Below are 16,245 nucleotides of genomic sequence, written 5' to 3'. Positions count from 1 at the left end.
ACTGTTTTCGGTTGTGTTACCAACCGGTCGCTCACTCAACGTACTGACGAATGATTAATCTGTCCGAAGACAAAAAAACCTTCCTTTCATTACTGTGTGAGACTTGATACTTTCGCTTCCTGCCCGATCCCGAAAGACCCGGCAGCGCGTCGCGCATCAAGCGCCCACACTTATCGGCTGTTAATTTTTAAAGATCGATTACGCATTCACCACCGAACCGGCACCGCACTTCAACTACCCCGGCACCGCTTCGTTCTGCGTCGCTGCATCAGCAGCAGAGAAACGAGATTATGGAGATCGGCCGACATGTCGTCAACCCCCTTCGCACAATATTTTTCAGAAGGCGAAGAAGCGCCGAACAGATCGCCGCGATCACGCCACCAAATTGATTAGTTATCCGATTTAATGCGCGACTCCTGAGCACATCACACCCCGACACCGTAGACACCGCTTACTGCTACTTCTTTAAGCAGCCAACGGGGCGCTGAACAACCCGCCTATATATAGCCACCGCTACGCGACACATCCGGCATGGACGACAAATCCCGCGCGCTACAGAAAAGACATAGAAAAATGGTAAGCCGAACATCCAAAAAACTAAAGTTTCCCCCTCCCTCGCCGTCAACCAGGATATCCCGTCACATATAAAACCTGAGAGCATGGATAATCCAGTCGAGGACCATATCGAGGAAGCCTCACGCGCCGCGCCAACGCTGAACCTGGACGCGGTGCCGGTAGGCACGCCGCTTGGCTGGCCGATCGTCGACGCCGACGGCACGCTCCTGTTCCACAACGGCGCGATCCTGGCGACCACGGACGAACGCTCGTTTCTGTTTGCGCACTTCCAGCCGCAGCGCGGCGACCTGGCGGATACGTCCACGCAACCGCCGCCCGCGTCGGAACCCCAAGCGGATCCAAACGCCCAGTTCACCCTCAAGGACATGCACCTGGAAATCGGTGCGTTGATCGGCATACGTTCGCAACTCGGCAGCGGCGCGCCCATGCATCCATGCCGCATCATCGGATTCGCTCCGAATCACTCGCTCTTCGTCACCCCGCCGCTACATGAGGGCCGCCTGCTCCAGTTAGGCATCGGCGAAAATATCGAAATCGTCGCCATCGCCAGCCAGGCCGTGTTCCGTTTCGTCTGCACAGTCGAAGCAGTCTGCCGCGCACCATTCGACTACGTCGTGCTGTCGAAGCCCGGCGTGATCCGCCGCCTGCGCGAACGCAAGTCGATCCGGGTCCGCGCGCACCTCCCGGTGCGTTTCGGCATCGGCGAAAGCGGGGAATCGTATGAAGGTCTTGGCCTCGCGAAGGGCATCAGCGCACTCGGCATGTCGCTAGCGGCGTCGTGGACGCTGGGCGCGGTCGGCGAACGGTTGCGAATCGCGTTCCGTCTGAAATCAGCAGATCTCGATACCATGATCGAAACCACGGCGGTGATCCGCAATGTGCAGAAAGGCAGCGCGCCGGGCGAGCCTTCGACTCATGGCCTCGAACTCGATCAACTCGACGCCGCGCAGCAGATGGCGATGAAAGTCTACGTGTTCGACCGCCAGGACGACGTGATGTATTGGCCGACCGGCCTGAAATAAGCACCGGAATACCGGCGCAGGAACGCCGGCGCGCCGCTCAGCCGATCAGTTCTTCCGGCGTCAGACGCCGCGCACCCCACGCGGCCGCCAGCGTTTCGCAGCGGCCGAGCCGTATCGTCTCCCGCTCAAAATCGACGAACACGACCTCATCCACGCCAGGCGGACGCGCGGGCACGTCACGCGTCCGGCCATCGGTCAGAATCCACAGCCAGCGCTGCTGCGCGGGCTTGCGGCGCGCACTGCGCTCCAGCAGCTGCGCGGCGCGCCGAACGCCGGCGGCCAGCGGCGTGCCGCCCCCGCCTTCGACGGGCCTGAGCCACCGCTCGTTCCACCAGCGCGGCACAGCAGGGCCGAAGCGCACATCCGCACCGGCGCCGCCAAAGCAGACCAGCGCCGCCTCGGCTCGCGCGGCGCTGGCGCGATCGAACAAGGCGATCAACAGCCCCTTGGCGAGCGAGAGGCGCTGCCCGGCCAGCATCGAACCAGAACAATCGAGCACGAAGCAATGGAGCACGCCGCCGCGCGGCGCCGCGCGCACGAAGCGCAAGTGCTCGGCGCGCAACACGTCCTGGCGCATCGCGGCGAGCGTCTGCGGCCACGCGATGCGCTTGCCCGGCGCACCCTGCAAGCGGTGACGCTGACTTGCACCCGCACCTTGCCGCCATCGAAAACCGCTGCGCGAGTCAGCGGCGGCGCCCTTCCGATGGCTCAGTGTTTTTTTGCGTCAAGCGGCACGACGCTCTTGACGTGTTTGGCTGCAGCCGGCTCGGGCGCCAGATAGCCCCAGTCGTTCTCGCCGCTTGCGGTAGACGAAGGCACGCGATCTTCCCGGTCCGAGCCCGCAAGGTCCCTGCCGGAGGACGCCTGCCGCGAATCCCCGCGCTCACCCGGCGCACCGCCCGCCGGCTCTTCATGATGACGCCGCCGATGAACCAGCACCGTCTCCGCGACCCGATCCACATGCTCGGGCGTCACCACAGCCACCTGCTCGAGCGCCGCCAGCGCCCGCGCCGCGCGCAGCAACACGAGATCGGCGCGCAATCCATCCACGGCCGCGCCGATGCACAGCGCGCTGACACGTGCGTGCACGGCGGCATCGAACGAAAGCTGCGGCAGCGTCGCCCGCGCCGCGCGAATCCGCTCGACGTACTCCGCCTGCTGCTGCGCGTACCCCGCGCGAAAACCCCGCGGATCGAGATCGAACGCGAGCCGTGCCTTCACGATCTCCTCACGCACGCCGGCTTCGAAACAGTTCTGCAACTCGACCATCAAACCGAAGCGGTCGATCAATTGCGGGCGCAACTCACCCTCTTCAGGATTCATCGTGCCGATCAGCACGAAGCTCGCTTCGTGGCTATGCGAAACGCCATCGCGTTCGACGGTATTCACGCCGCTCGCCGCCGCGTCGAGCAAGGCATCGACGAGCGCATCGGGCAACAGGTTGACCTCGTCCACATACAGCACGCCGCCATGCGCTTTCGCAAGCAGGCCCGGCGAAAAACGCACCGATCCATCGCGCAGCACGGTTTCGATATCGAGCGTGCCGATCAGCCGGTCTTCGCTCGCACCGAGCGGCAGATTCACCAGTTGCCCCTGCGGCAGCAACTCGGCGAGCGCGCGCGCCGCCGTGGACTTGGCCGTGCCGCGCGGCCCGGCCACCAGCACGCCGCCCAGCCCCGGATCGATCGCGGCCAACAGCAGCGCCTGCTGCAACGGCGCCTGGCCGATCAGCGCGGCAAAGGGGAAAGCCAGCCGTGGAGTTGTCGCCAAGGTTGTCACATCCGTCGCTGCATTCATGTTTGCGTCCCTTCGATCTGCTGCTCATTCGCGAGCAGATGCTGTTCAACCTGCGCGCGATAATCGCCGGGCGCCTGCCACAAACCGCGCTGCATGGCTTCGAGCAGACGCTCGCAAATCGAATGCAACGCGTGCGGGTTGTGCCGCTGCAGGAACTCGCGGGTATCGGCGTCGTTCAGATAGGCATCGGTGACGAGCGCGTATTGATGATCCGCAATCACGCGCGCGGTCGCGTCGTAACCGTACAGGTAATCGACGGTCGCGGCGATTTCCGCCGCCCCCTTGTAACCGTGCCGTTTCACGCCATCGAGCCATTTCGGATTGACCACGCGCGAGCGGATCACGCGCGCGATCTCCTCGTGCAGCGTGCGCACGCGCGGCGCGGCCGGATTGCTGTGGTCGGCGTGATAGACGCTAGGTTGCGCGCCGGCCAGATGCCGCACCGCGGCGACCATGCCGCCCTGGAACTGGTAGTAGTCGTTCGAATCGAGCAGGTCGTGCTCGCGGTTGTCCTGGTTCTGCAGCACCACGTCCATCGCCGCGAGGCGCGTGCCGAACGCGTGGCGCGCTTCCTCGCCCGCGCTCTTCTGCGTGTATGCGTAGCCGCCCCACGCCTGATACGCGTTGGCGAGATCGGCGTCGGTCTGCCATTGTTGCGAGTCGATCATGTCCTGCAGACCCGCGCCATAGGCGCCGGGACGCGCGCTGAACACACGCCAGCCGGCGCGCTTGCGCGCTTCAACGGCATCCATGCCGCGCGCGACGAGCGCTTCGCGCTCGCGCAGCACGCGCGCGCGCAGTGGATTCAGTTCTTCCGGTTCGTCGAGTTCCGCGACTGCCTGCACGGCGGCGTCGAACAGATGCATCACGTTGGCAAAGGCATCGCGAAAGAAGCCGGACACGCGCAACGTCACGTCGATACGCGGCCGGTCGAAGGCCTCGATCGGCATGATTTCGAAATCGGTCACACGATGGCTGCCAGGCGCCCACTTCGGCCGCACGCCCAGTAGCGCGAGTGCCTGGGCGATATCGTCGCCGCCGGTGCGCATCGTCGCTGTGCCCCAAACTGACAGGCCGATGGCACGCGGATAATCGCCGTGTTCCTGCAGATGCCGTTCGATCAACTGCTGGGCGGATTTCAACCCAAGCGACCAGGCGGCTTGCGTGGGAATCGCACGCGTGTCGACCGAATAGAAGTTGCGGCCGGTCGGCAGCACATCGGGCCGTCCGCGCGACGGCGAACCGCTCGGTCCCGACGGCACGAACCGCCCTTCGAGACCGCGCTTCAGATGATGCATTTCCTGCGGGCCGCAAGCGTCGAGGCGCGGCAGCACGTCGTTGCGCAGACGCTCGATCACCTGGTGGGCTTGCGGCAGATCTACGGCAAGCGGTATTGACGCCACACCCAACTGATCGCCGCACACGCCGCGCAACATCTCGGCCGCCAGCAGTTCCAGACGCTCACGCGTATCGCCGCAGTGCCGCCACGACGCATCGCTCACCTGTTGCAGCACATCCGGGCGCGGACCGTCCCACGCCGCAGCCCAATCCACGCTGAGCGGATCGAACAGATGATCCAGCCGCAGATCGCGCGCCAACGCGTCGATCAAACCAGCCTTGCCGCCTTTCCCATCACCAATCGGAAAACGTCCCAACGCGAGCAACGTATCGCGCCGCTGCACACCCGCGGGCGATTGTCCGAACGTATGCAGGCCATCGCGAATCTGCGCTTCCTTCAGCTCGCACAGCCACGCATCGACTCGCGTGAGCAGCGCGTCTTCGTCATCCGTCCTGTTCGGCTTCGCGAGACTCAGCTCCTCATGCAGCCGGTGTTCGACGATGGTCGCCAGAATCGTGCTGCGCAACAGCTTCGAGCGGCGCGGGTCGACCATCAGCGCTTCATAGTATTCGTCGACCTGGCGCTCGAGGTCCTGCAACGGCCCATAGCTCTCGGCGCGCGTGAGCGGTGGCATCAGATGATCGATGATGACGGCCTGCGCGCGACGCTTCGCCTGGCTTCCCTCGCCGGGATCGTTGACGATGAACGGATACAGATGCGGCATCGGCCCGAGAATCAGATCGGGCCAGCACGCATCGCTCAACGCAACGCTCTTGCCCGGCAGCCATTCCAGATTGCCGTGCTTGCCGACATGGACGACCGCGTCAATGCCAAACTGGTGACGCAGCCAGAAATAGAACGCCAGATACGCATGCGGCGGCACGAGTTCGGCGTCGTGATAGCTCGCGTAGTCGCCCTGCTCGCGGGACCGCGACGGTTGAATGCCGACGAACACCTGTCCGCAGCGCCAGCCGGCGATCATGAAACGGCCGCGCCGCAACGTCGGGTCCTGCTCGGGCGCGCCCCATCGCGCGTTCAAGGCCTGCCGTGCTTCGCCGGGCAACGCGTTGAAGTGCACGAGATAGTCGTCGAGCGCGAGGCTTTGCAGCGCGGGGCGCAGATCGCGTACGACTGGATCGTTGGTCACGCCTTCGGTCAGTTTCTTCAGCAGCGCGTCGCCGTGCGCGGGCAACTCGGCGAGACGATAACCCTCGTCGCGCAGCATCGACAGAATGCCGACCACCGAGGCCGGCGTGTCGAGCCCCACGCCATTGCCGATGCGCCCTTCGCTCATCGGATAGTTGGCGAGAATCAGCGCGACTTTCTTCTCCGCGTTATCGAGCGTGCGCAGACGGCACCAGCGCCGGCTCAGTTCGGCGAGAAAGCCGACCCGTTCGAGGTCCGGCTGATAACGCACCACATCGACCTGGGTATGCGGGCAACGATACGCGAGCCCCTTGAAGCTGATCGCCCGCGTGATGATGCGGCCGTCCACTTCCGGCAGCGCGATATGCATCGCGATATCGCGCGAATTGAGGCCGTGATTGTCCTTCGCCCAGTCCTCGCGATTGCCGCCGCTCAGGATCACCTGGAACACGGGCGCATCGCCGGCGAGCGCGAGCGGCTCGGGGTCGTCGATCGCGGACGCGGCGAACGCCGTCGTATTCAGCACCAGCGCGACATCGTGCTGCGCACAGAGCGATTGCACGACATCGCGGCTCATCGCGTCTTTCAGCGAGGTAATCGCGATCGGCAGCGCATTCAACCCTTGCGACTCGAGCGCCTCGATAAGCGCATCGAACACGGCCGTGTTCGCCGCCTGCAGGTGCGCCTTGTAGAACAGAATCGCCGCGACCGGCGCGCCGGCGCGCCAGCGTGCCTGCCAGTCGGCCACGGTCGGCAGTTCGCGCTCGGGATGGTAGAGCGTCGCGGCAGGCAACGCGCGCGGCGGCGCTGGCTCGCGCCCCCAGCCCAGCGCGCGATACGCGATACAGCGCAGGAACGCCTCCGCATTCTGCGGACCGCCTTCGCGCAGATAGCGCCACAGTTGATGGCACAGATCGGCATCGGCCGTGCTGCGCGCGAGCAGGTTGGGATCTTCCTGCAGATCGCCGGAGAACATCGCGAGTGTCTGCTGCTTGCGCTCGGCGAGTGCCACGACCTGCTCGATGCCGTACGGCCAGTACGCCTCGCCGCCGAGATGATCAACCACCACCACGCGGGCATGCTGCAAGACGTCTTCGACATAGAAATCGACGGACGCCGGTTGCCGCAGATAAGTCACATTCGCGAGCCGCACGCTCGGAAAGCCGTCGCCCAGGCGCGGAAATACGCTCGCGAGCAGCGACAGCGTGGTATCGGCGGAGCTGAGCACCACGATATCGGCGGGCTGCTGATCGATACGGATCACGCCTTGCGTATCGTCGACAAACCCGCCCGGCGTGGTGCGCAGCAGATGCATGAACGCTTACGCCTGTTGCGCTTCGGCGCTCGACGGCAGGCCAAGCGCCGCGTCGAACGCACGCTGCAGCGCGGCCTGATCGAGATCCTCGCCGATCAGCACGAAGCGGCTCGTGCCACCTTCACCGGCCTGCCAGCGCCGGTCGAAGTAGCTGTCGAAGCGGCGGCCCACGCCCTGAATCACCAGACGCATCGGCGCGCCCGGCAGCGCGGCAAAACCCTTCACGCGGTAAATCGTGTTCGTTTCGACCAGCGCCTGTAGCGCGCCAATCACCGCTTCGCGCGACGGCGCGCTGGCCTCGACGACCACGGAATCGAATTCGTCGTGATGGTGATCGGCGTCGTCCGCGGAACCGTGGTGGTCGTGGCGCAGGTGGATCGTGTCTTCCGAGGCGGCTTCGAGGCCCAGCAACGTGTGCAGATCGAGCTGGCCCATGTGCGCGCGCACGATCTTCACTTGCGGCGGAATTTCTTCGCGGATCACCGCTTCCACCGCGCCTTGCTGCGCCTCGTCGAGCAGATCCGTCTTGTTCAGAATCACCAGATCGGCCGCGGACAGCTGGTCTTCGAACAGCTCATGCAGCGGCGACTCGTGATCGAGATTCGGATCGGCCTTGCGCTGTGCGTCGACGGCGACCGGATTGTCGGCGAACTGGCCGCTCGCGGCGGCCGGACCGTCCACCACGGTCACCACGGCATCGACGGTAAAGCTGTTCTTGATCTGCGGCCAGTTGAACGCCTGCACCAGCGGTTTGGGCAACGCGAGGCCCGACGTCTCGATCAGCACGTGATCGATCTGATCGCGGCGCTCCACGAGTTTTTCCATCACCGGGAAGAATTCTTCCTGCACGGTGCAGCACAGGCACCCGTTCGCGAGTTCATACAATTGGCCTTCGGTTTCGACGCCGTTTTCATCGCAGCCGATACCGCAGCCCTTGAGGATTTCTCCGTCGATGCCGAGTTCGCCGAACTCGTTGACGATTACCGCGATGCGCTTGCCGCCCGCATGTTGAAGAATGTGCCGCAGCAGCGTGGTCTTGCCGCTGCCGAGAAAGCCCGTGACGATGGTGACGGGGATCTTGCGCATGGGAGTGTGCATCGTGAGGTCCATCCGTAGGCGTTGCCGCGACAATCGGAAAGCGGCAAGCGGAACTGGGGTCATGAACGCGCCGCCGCATCCCCGCGGCGTTCGTCCTGCATGTTCTGGCCGGTATCCGGGCTGGCGAAAGCGCCGCTTCCCCTTCCCGGGCGAGTGGTTTCTCGCCCAGTGGTGATATGCCGACGCGGCCTTGCGCGTGGACATCGAAGCCGGCTCCGCGGCGCCCGAAAACCAACCAGGCGCCACTTTTCGCTTACCGTTGCGGGGGCAGCACAGGTTGACCCGATCCAGAGCAGGTGGGCCTCCTGTTTCCCGTTTAACTGCATGCGCACGAGCGCGCACACGAGCACCAAAAGTGCGTGCGAGTGTAGGCCCGCGGCCCCGCGCCGTCAAGGAAACGCAAGCCGCCCGCGCTTATCGGGCGGGCCTCCGTGTGCTATCGTATGCACGCGTTTGGTGCCCGCACATGCGTTCGCGTGTGCAGTTAAACGGGAAACAGGCAGCGCGTCGCGCGCTTAACCTGTGCTGTCCCCGCAACGGTAAGCGACCAGCGGTGCCATGTTGAGTTTGCGTGCGCCGCGCATGCGTTTTTTCGATGCCACTGTCCAGCGGATCACAAAGGATCCGGACGGGAAGGCAAAGCGCATGAGGCCGCCAGCCCGGATACCGGCCAGACGCGGAGGCGGCAATCGTCACGCCGCCGGCTGCCGGAATCCGCGAGGGACGGATGTGAAGGCGCTGAAGCACGGCGTAGTGCCTGCGTTGAAGTGTTCCCGAGCAAGGAGCCATCACGTGTTGCGCGTCTCGCCGTGCCTGAATCCGTAGCAACGCATGACCTCAAAGTCCGCCGCCGGGCGCCGCTTCGCGCGCCTCCTCCCGCCTGTCACGACATGGCGCATGCCATGCACGCCGCGATGACCCGCGCCTGGCTGATCGGCGCCGGCCCCGGCGATGTCGAACTCATGACGCTCAAGGCGACCCGCGCATTGGCACAAGCCGATGTGGTGCTGGTCGACGATCTGGTGAATCCCGACGTTCTGCAATTCGCGCGCGCCGATGCGCTGGTCGTGCACGTCGGCAAACGCGGTGGCCATCCGTCCACGCCGCAGGCCGGCATCGTCGCGCAGATGCTGGAGCATGTGAAGGCCGGACGCAGCGTCGCGCGGCTCAAAGGCGGCGATCCGTTCGTGTTCGGCCGCGGTGGTGAAGAACAGCAGGCGTTGCAGGCGGCGGGCATCGAAGTGGAAATCATCAACGGCGTCACGGCGGGGATCGCGGCGCCGGCGGCAATCGGCATTCCGGTCACGCATCGCGAACATTCGCAGGGCGTGGTGTTCGTCACCGGACACTCCGCCGGCAACGGCGAACCGGATTGGGCCGCGCTCGTCGCCACACGCATGACGCTCGTGATCTACATGGGCATGCGACGGCTCAACGATATTGTCAGCGCGTTGCTCGCGGCCGGCATGAGCGCCGCGACGCCATGCGCGGCGATCGAATCCGCCACGCGCCCCGAGCAGCGCCATGCGCTCGCGCGGCTGGGCGAGTTCGCCGATGCGGTAGCGCGCGCCGGGCTCGGCTCGCCGGCGATCGTGGTGATCGGCGAAGTGGCGTCGCTCGCGCTGGCGCGCGCCGCCGACGACGCGAGCGGCTCGGCAAACAACGAAACGGTTGCACGATGAGAACGTTGAGCGTCGGCATTGGTTGCCGGTTGCACAGCCCAGCCGACCAGATCGAAGCGGCGGTGCGCGCCGCGCTTGGCGCGCATGGATTCGATGAAATCCTGACGGTTGCCTCCGTCGATAGCAAAGCCCACGAGGCGGGCCTACTCGAATTCTGCGCGCGCCACGCGTTGCCGCTGACATTCTTCAGCACTGAGCAGCTGGCGGCAATACCCGTTACCGCGATCACCGAGCCATCGACGGCCGCGCGCGAACATCTGGGCGTGGACGGCGTCTGCGAGCCCTGCGCATTGCTTGCCGCAGCCGCCGCGGCGGATTCAGCCGCGCCTCGCGAGCGTGTCGCGACGCGCCTAGCAAATGCGCTCGATGCAACACCGACACCCGCCGCGCCACGCGCCCGGTTGCTTGTGCGCAAAACCATTCATGCGGGCGTCACCGTGGCGATCGCCTCGACCCGCGCCCACACCGGACGCCAACCCGCCCCCCACACATCTCAAGAACAGGACCTTCCATGAAGACCGACCCAGAATCGCATCAACGCATGACCGAGCGCCGGCGCGAAGGCCATGAGAAGAAACAGGCCAGCGCCACCGTCGAAAAAGGTCTGCTGATCGTCAACACCGGCACCGGCAAGGGCAAGTCCACCGCCGCGTTCGGCATGGCCGTGCGCGTGCTCGGGCACGGTATGCGTCTGGGTGTCGTGCAGTTCATCAAGGGTGCGCTGCATACGTCGGAGCGCGACTTTCTCGGCGCGATCGCCAATTGCGATTTCGTCACGATGGGCGACGGCTACACCTGGAATACACAGAACCGCGAGGCCGACATGGCCACCGCGCGCAAGGGCTGGAACGAGGCGCGCCGCATGATCGAAAGCGGCGAGTATCAGATGGTGATCCTCGACGAGCTGAACACGGTGCTCAAATACGAATACCTGCCGCTCGACGAAGTCCTCTCCGTGCTGACCGCGCGCGCGCCCATGCTGCATGTGGTGGTGACCGGCCGTCACGCGCCGGATGCGCTGATCGAAGCCGCCGACCTCGTTACCGAGATGCGCATCGTCAAGCACCCGTATCGCGAGCAAGGCGTGAAAGCGCAGCGCGGCGTGGAGTTCTGAGCGATGTCCGCGTGCCCCGCCCTGTTCATTAGCGCACCGGCTTCGGGTCAAGGCAAGACCACGATCACCGCGGGACTCGCGCGCTACCATCGGCGGCTTGGGCGGCGCGTGCGCGTCTTCAAGACCGGGCCGGATTTTCTCGACCCGATGATTCTCGCGCGAGCGAGCGGCGCGCCGGTCCTCTCGCTCGATTTGTGGATGGTCGGTGAAACCGACTGCCGCACGTTGCTCGCCCAGGCGGCGGCCGAAGCCGATCTGATCCTGATCGAAGGCGTGATGGGCCTGTTCGACGGCACGCCGAGCAGCGCCGATCTCGCCACCGTGTTCGGCGTGCCGGTGCTTGCCGTGATCTCGGCCAAGGCGATGGCGCAGACCTTCGGCGCGATTGCCTTCGGTCTCGCACAATTCCGTCCGCAGGTGCCGTTTTATGGCGTGCTCGCGAACCGCGTCGGCTCGGCACGTCATGCACAGATGCTCGAAGATGCGTTGCCATCCGCCCTGCGCTGGTGCGGCCATATCGCCGCGGTCGATGAAATCGCGTTGCCCGATCGCCACCTCGGTTTGCATCAGGCGGCTGAAATCGCCGATCTCGACGCACGTCTCGATCGCGCCGCCGATACGCTCGCTCATACCGCGCTGGCCGAACTGCCGCCGCCGGTCGAGTTCGGCGCCCCCGCGCCCGGCGTGTTGCCGCGCCTGCTGGAAGGCAAGCACATCGCCATCGCACGCGATGCCGCGTTTTCTTTCATCTATCCGGCCAACGTCGCGCTGCTGGAAAGCATGGGCGCGCAGATCCGCTACTTCTCGCCGCTCGCCGACGACGCACTGCCCGAACAGACCGATGCCCTGTACCTGCCAGGCGGCTACCCGGAACTGCACGCGGCGGCGCTCGCCGGCAACACGCGCAGCGCTGCCGGCATCCGCGCGCACGCGGCTGCCGGCAAGCCCGTCGTCGCCGAATGCGGCGGCATGCTCTACCTGCTCGATGAACTCACCGACACGCAGGGCGTCAGCACGCCGATGCTCGGCCTGCTGCCCGGCCACGCAACCATGCAAACGCGCTTCACCGCGCTCGGCATGCAGCAGATCGACAGCCTGCACGGACCCATGACCGGCCACACGTTTCATTACTCGAAGCTGAACACCTCGCTTAAGCCGTGGCGTTCGGCCACCCGACCGCAAAGCGACGCCCCCGGCGAAGCCGTGTACCGCTCCGGGTCGATCGTGGCAAGCTATATGCACGCTTACTGGCCCTCCAACCCGGCCTTCACGGCCGCCCTGTTCCATGGCGAAGCCTTTTAACGATTCCGAGCGCGAAGCCGTCTACCGCGCGATTTACGAACGCCGCGACATGCGCCACTTCGTGCGCGATCCGGTCGATCCTGCCGTGCTGCAGCGCCTGCTCGACGCCGCGCATCACGCGCCGAGCGTCGGCTTCATGCAGCCGTGGCGGATTGCGCGCATTACCGATCCCGCGCTGCGCACGGCCCTGCATGCCACGGTGGAGAACGAACGCCTCGCCACCGCCGACGCGCTCGGCAAACGCCGCGAAGAGTTCATGAAGCTGAAAGTGGAAGGCATGCTGGAATGCAGCGAGCTGCTCGTGATGGCGCTGATGGACGGGCGCGAGCGCCACATCTTCGGCCGCCGCACCTTGCCGGAGATGGATCTCGCGTCGGTGGCGTGCGCGATCCAGAATCTGTGGCTGGCTGCGCGCGCCGAAGGCCTCGGCATGGGCTGGGTGTCGCTGTTCGACGTCGACGCGGTGCGCCGGTTGCTGCACATGCCCGAAGGCGCGCGGCCGGTGGCGATTCTGTGCCTGGGCCACGTCGACCAGTTTTATAGCGAACCGATGCTGGAAACCGAACGCTGGGCGGCCCGCATGCCGCTCGCCGACTGCGTGTTCGAAAACCGCTGGCCGGACGACACCGACCCGCCGCGCTAATTACAGCACGCCAACGTCAGCGCACTACGGTTGAAGAGGCTTGACCGACACCACGCCCGGCACGCCGCTCGTCCCGTCAGCGCGCAGTTTCACGCGCCAGTCGGGTGGTGCGTCGAAGGGAAACTTCGCCAGGGCGCTTTTCACGAGCGCCGGCATGGCATGCAGCGGATCCGCGTCACGATCGCTGCTGACCGCGCTCACCTTGTAGACTTCCTGTCCGCTCGCGCGCTCGAAAAACCGCAGCGTCAGCGCATGCTGGTACGCACGTCCGCCGAATAGCGAAAACGGTGCGTCGGGCGGCCGCACGCAGTCGGTCGGCGCGCAATCCTTCGCACCGACGCCAACGCTCGCCGGCCGCGTTTCATAGGCAACCGAGAGCAGATAGTGCGCGGGCTGCCCCGCTGCCTCGCCGAAGCCCTGCTTCGCCAGCTCGTCGCGCAACACGCTTTCGAACGGCGGATGATCCGCGTTTTCCTCCTGCGACGGCATCCGCGCGATCGCATAGGTCCGTTCGCCCGACAGCGTGGCCGACGGATGCGCGGTATGCACGTCGGCACTCAAGCCTGCGCAACCGGTGAGACTCGCCGCGGCCAGCGCGGCACAGATCAGAATCGCTTTCACCATCTTCTCGCTTTGATAAGTTGCGTAGCCGTTGCGCCTTACATGTGCAGCGTGGCGGCGTCGCCGGATTGCGCATCGTCCAGTGCCGGCAAGCAGATCGTCAAGGCCGTGCCCTCGCCGGGCTCGCTGACCACCGCGACATCGCCGCCATGACGCGTCACGACGGTCTTGACGAACGCCATGCCCAGCCCCGCGCCGCCGACTTCCGGACGCTCCGTCTCGTGAAAACGCCGGAAGCGCTCGAACAGGCCCGCCTGCTTCTCCTTGGGAATGCCATAGCCTTGATCGCGTATCGTGCACGACACACGCCGCGCCGCGCCCGGCGCGTTCTTCGGCGTCAGACTCGCCAGGCTGCACGAGATCTGCGTATCCGGCGGACTGTACTTGACCGCATTGTTCAGAATGTTGACGAGCGCGCGCGTCATCAATGAACGGTCGGCGCTGATCCAGTGGCCGTCGTCGGCTTCGCCGCCGGACTCCGTGTGCAGCGTGATGCGTTTGGCGTGCGCCTGCGGCCAGACTTCATCGCTGGCATCGATCATCAATTCGGTCAAGCTCACGGGTTCGAGCACATAGGCCTGCGACTCGGCGCGCGCCAGTTGCACGAAATCGTCGGCCAGCGTAAGCGCCCGTTGCGCGTAACGCGCGATGCGCTCCAGCAACGCGCTCGCGAGCACCGGCTCGCAGCGGGCGCGCTCGATCTCCACTAGCGCCAGAATCGATGCCTGCGGCGAGCGCATATCGTGCGACAGCAGCCGCAGCGCGTCTTCCCGCTGACGCTCGGCCGCATGCAAAGCCGACACGTCGACGAGGCCCGCGATCCAGCCGGTCGTCTCGCCCTGCGCGTTGGTGCAGTTCGCGTAGCGCAGCAGGTGGTCGCGCTCGTTGGCGTCGCGCACCTCGACGCCGTGCTCCATCAGCGCGGTAAATTCGTGGCGCGCCGGATCGAGCAGCGCCGGCCAGTGGGCGTGCGCGAACTGATTGTTCTCGGCGTCCGAGGCCGCGTGATGGTCGATGGTTTTAACGAGCGTCAGACCGCCCAGCACGGTCTGCATCGGCCGGCCTTCGGGCAGCGGCGCGCCGAGCAGCGCGAAATGCGCCTGGGCCGCGTGATTGGCGATCAGCACGACGCCGCGCACGTCGCTGACGAGAATCGGCTCGGGCACGCTGTCGAGGCTGTCCCACACGAAGCGCTTCATGTCCTGCACGCGCTGCGCGGCCTGCGCCATCAGCGCCATGTGCTGCTCCAGCACGTCGCCGCCGAATTCACGGCCGCGCGACGGCGTTTCGGGCAACAGATGGGGTTCGTCGGCGAGGCTCTGCAGTTCCTTGCGCAGATAGGCCAGCGTCATTTCGAGGCGCCGCCAGTTCCAGATCGGATACACGACCACCACGCCGAGCATCGCCGGCACCGGCGACATCCACAGCCGCGCGCCGTACAGCAAGGCGGCGCTGCCGCATGCCGCGAGCACGCAGAGTGCCCCGGTCAGCAGCAACGAGCGGCGCGGCGACAGCACGAGGAAACCGGCCAGCAGCGCGGCGAGCGGCGCCAGCGACACCGCGAACAGCACCCACGGCTCGGCCGGTGCGATCTCGCGGCCGGTGACGAGCGTATCGAGCACGTTCGCGTGGATGTACACGCCAGGCAATGGGCCGAGTTCGCCGGATACCGGCGTGGCAAAACGGTCGTACAGGCCCGATGCCGTCACACCGATCAGCACGATGCGGCCGCGCAACTGGTCCGGCGGCACGTCGCCGGCAAGCACGCGTGCAAAGCTCAGCTTCGGATAGTTCTGCGCGTTCGCACCGAACGGGATCAGGAAGCGCCCTTCGCCGCCGTCGTCGCCGTGAACGCTCGTGGCGCTAGCCGCTGCCGCCTCGCTCAACGTTCGCCGGGGTGGTCCATCGTCCAGGCGCAGCGCACCACGTTCGACGGCCTGGGCGACCGGCACCATCAGTTGCGGCCAGCGCGAATCCGCGTCGCCCTCGAATTGCGCGACGCTGCGCACGATGCCGTCGCTGTCCACTTCGAGATTGATGTGGCCGAGCCCGACCGCCGCATGCGCGAGCGGCCCCGCCGGTTCGACCACGGTACGGCGGCCGCCGCTGTCCGGCGGCGTCAGGAGCACCGGCAGATAGGTTGGACTCAGCGCGACGGCGCGGGCAAGCTGGGCGTCTTCCGGATTCGCTTCGGTAAACAGCACGTCGTAAATCACGGCGGCGGGCTTTGCTTTCGCGATCTGTTCCAGCAGCTTCGCGTGGACACTGCGCGGCCAAGGCCAGCGGCCGAGTTGTGCAATGCTGGCGTTGTCGATTTCGAGCACCACGATGTCGCGCAGCAGAGGCGGTGCGTGCAGGCTCAGGAAGCGGTCATAGACGAGGTGATCGACGCTCGCGCTCAGGCGGCCGAGCGAACTGAGCAGAATCACCACGATGCCGAGGCAGCCGATGCCCACCCATTCGATCAGAAAGCGCCGGCCGGCGCGCCGGCCGAGACGGGCGCGCGGGTCCAGACTCAGACGCGTAGGTGGAATCGGCAAGGCGTGGTTAGGTCTCGAACCAGGGAGCAGGTTGGTGAACGGGTCGGTCC

Annotated in this window: 12 protein-coding genes and 2 riboswitches; of the genes, 6 read left to right on the top strand and 6 right to left on the bottom strand. The window is 65.8% G+C overall.

Features of this window, described 5'->3' with window-relative positions; genetic code table 11:
- The first annotated feature begins 659 nt into the window (after window positions 1-659).
- Complete coding sequence (locus tag A6V37_RS20850; RefSeq protein WP_064272031.1) at window positions 660-1,598, top strand: flagellar brake protein; 939 nt, start codon at window positions 660-662, stop codon at window positions 1,596-1,598.
- Window positions 1,599-1,635: 37 nt separating this feature from the next.
- Here the strand turns inward: A6V37_RS20850 and A6V37_RS20845 are convergent, their stop codons facing one another.
- The 4 genes from A6V37_RS20845 to cobW form a co-directional block, all read right to left on the bottom strand.
- On the bottom strand, window positions 1,636-2,175 hold the full coding sequence (locus tag A6V37_RS20845) for a vWA domain-containing protein (RefSeq protein ID WP_423213171.1): 540 nt from the start codon (window positions 2,173-2,175) through the stop codon (window positions 1,636-1,638).
- Between the two features lie 131 nt (window positions 2,176-2,306).
- Window positions 2,307-3,395 (bottom strand): magnesium chelatase ATPase subunit I, encoded by a 1,089-nt coding sequence (locus tag A6V37_RS20840; RefSeq protein WP_064286304.1) that lies wholly within the window; start codon window positions 3,393-3,395, stop codon window positions 2,307-2,309.
- Window positions 3,392-7,195, bottom strand: a complete 3,804-nt coding sequence (cobN, locus tag A6V37_RS20835; protein ID WP_064286303.1) for a cobaltochelatase subunit CobN — start codon at window positions 7,193-7,195, stop codon at window positions 3,392-3,394. The genes A6V37_RS20840 and cobN overlap by 4 nt, the downstream gene beginning before the upstream one ends.
- 6 nt (window positions 7,196-7,201) lie before the next feature.
- The gene (cobW, locus tag A6V37_RS20830) at window positions 7,202-8,293 is read right to left on the bottom strand and encodes a cobalamin biosynthesis protein CobW (RefSeq protein WP_064272053.1); all 1,092 of its coding nucleotides are present in this window, start codon (window positions 8,291-8,293) and stop codon (window positions 7,202-7,204) included.
- An 89-nt stretch (window positions 8,294-8,382) separates the two neighbouring features.
- Window positions 8,383-8,661: riboswitch (cobalamin riboswitch) on the bottom strand.
- Between the two features lie 69 nt (window positions 8,662-8,730).
- Window positions 8,731-8,982, top strand: a riboswitch (cobalamin riboswitch).
- A gap of 225 nt (window positions 8,983-9,207) precedes the next feature.
- Here cobW and cobA point away from each other — a divergent pair.
- From cobA to bluB, 5 genes are read left to right on the top strand one after another with little or no spacing between them, the layout of a single operon-like run.
- Entirely contained in the window at window positions 9,208-9,975 is a 768-nt protein-coding gene (gene cobA / locus A6V37_RS20825) for a uroporphyrinogen-III C-methyltransferase (RefSeq protein ID WP_208607885.1), read from the top strand.
- Window positions 9,972-10,490 carry a cobalamin biosynthesis protein gene (locus tag A6V37_RS20820; protein WP_064272026.1) on the top strand — a complete coding sequence of 173 codons (519 nt, stop codon included), beginning with the start codon at window positions 9,972-9,974 and terminating at the stop codon, window positions 10,488-10,490. The genes cobA and A6V37_RS20820 overlap by 4 nt, the downstream gene beginning before the upstream one ends.
- Window positions 10,487-11,089 carry a cob(I)yrinic acid a,c-diamide adenosyltransferase gene (cobO, locus tag A6V37_RS20815; RefSeq protein ID WP_064272025.1) on the top strand — a complete coding sequence of 201 codons (603 nt, stop codon included), beginning with the start codon at window positions 10,487-10,489 and terminating at the stop codon, window positions 11,087-11,089. Before A6V37_RS20820 ends, cobO begins: the two co-directional genes overlap by 4 nt.
- 3 nt (window positions 11,090-11,092) lie before the next feature.
- Window positions 11,093-12,391: a cobyrinic acid a,c-diamide synthase CobB gene (locus A6V37_RS20810; RefSeq protein WP_064272024.1), complete on the top strand. Its 1,299-nt coding sequence runs from the start codon at window positions 11,093-11,095 to the stop codon at window positions 12,389-12,391.
- A complete protein-coding gene (bluB, locus tag A6V37_RS20805; RefSeq protein WP_064272023.1) occupies window positions 12,375-13,034 on the top strand; it encodes a 5,6-dimethylbenzimidazole synthase in 660 nt (219 codons plus the stop codon). Before A6V37_RS20810 ends, bluB begins: the two co-directional genes overlap by 17 nt.
- 24 nt (window positions 13,035-13,058) lie before the next feature.
- On the opposite strand, the gene A6V37_RS20800 is transcribed toward bluB, so the two are convergent.
- Together A6V37_RS20800 and A6V37_RS20795 are read right to left on the bottom strand one after the other, a co-directional pair.
- Window positions 13,059-13,658, bottom strand: a complete 600-nt coding sequence (locus A6V37_RS20800) for a DUF4136 domain-containing protein (protein ID WP_064272022.1) — start codon at window positions 13,656-13,658, stop codon at window positions 13,059-13,061.
- Window positions 13,659-13,693: 35 nt separating this feature from the next.
- Window positions 13,694-16,195, bottom strand: coding sequence for a CHASE2 domain-containing protein (locus A6V37_RS20795; protein ID WP_064286301.1), 2,502 nt, complete (start codon window positions 16,193-16,195; stop codon window positions 13,694-13,696).
- Window positions 16,196-16,245 lie beyond the last annotated feature (50 nt).

The organism is Paraburkholderia ginsengiterrae (genome assembly GCF_001645125.1).
Taxonomy (GTDB): Bacteria; Pseudomonadota; Gammaproteobacteria; order Burkholderiales; family Burkholderiaceae; genus Paraburkholderia; species Paraburkholderia ginsengiterrae.
Note: the sequence above shows the minus strand (reverse complement) of the source record. Positions and strands in the feature narration are given on the sequence as shown.

Bases quoted from the DNA above. Each gene is read 5' to 3' on its own strand.
- A6V37_RS20850 (WP_064272031.1), top strand. From the start codon at position 660: ATGGATAATCCAGTCGAGGACCATATCGAGGAAGCCTCACGCGCCGCG.
- A6V37_RS20845 (WP_423213171.1), bottom strand. From the start codon at position 2,175: ATGCGCCAGGACGTGTTGCGCGCCGAGCACTTGCGCTTCGTGCGCGCG.
- A6V37_RS20840 (WP_064286304.1), bottom strand. From the start codon at position 3,395: ATGAATGCAGCGACGGATGTGACAACCTTGGCGACAACTCCACGGCTG.
- cobN (WP_064286303.1), bottom strand. From the start codon at position 7,195: ATGCATCTGCTGCGCACCACGCCGGGCGGGTTTGTCGACGATACGCAA.
- cobW (WP_064272053.1), bottom strand. From the start codon at position 8,293: ATGCACACTCCCATGCGCAAGATCCCCGTCACCATCGTCACGGGCTTT.
- cobA (WP_208607885.1), top strand. From the start codon at position 9,208: ATGACCCGCGCCTGGCTGATCGGCGCCGGCCCCGGCGATGTCGAACTC.
- A6V37_RS20820 (WP_064272026.1), top strand. From the start codon at position 9,972: ATGAGAACGTTGAGCGTCGGCATTGGTTGCCGGTTGCACAGCCCAGCC.
- cobO (WP_064272025.1), top strand. From the start codon at position 10,487: ATGAAGACCGACCCAGAATCGCATCAACGCATGACCGAGCGCCGGCGC.
- A6V37_RS20810 (WP_064272024.1), top strand. From the start codon at position 11,093: ATGTCCGCGTGCCCCGCCCTGTTCATTAGCGCACCGGCTTCGGGTCAA.
- bluB (WP_064272023.1), top strand. From the start codon at position 12,375: ATGGCGAAGCCTTTTAACGATTCCGAGCGCGAAGCCGTCTACCGCGCG.
- A6V37_RS20800 (WP_064272022.1), bottom strand. From the start codon at position 13,658: ATGGTGAAAGCGATTCTGATCTGTGCCGCGCTGGCCGCGGCGAGTCTC.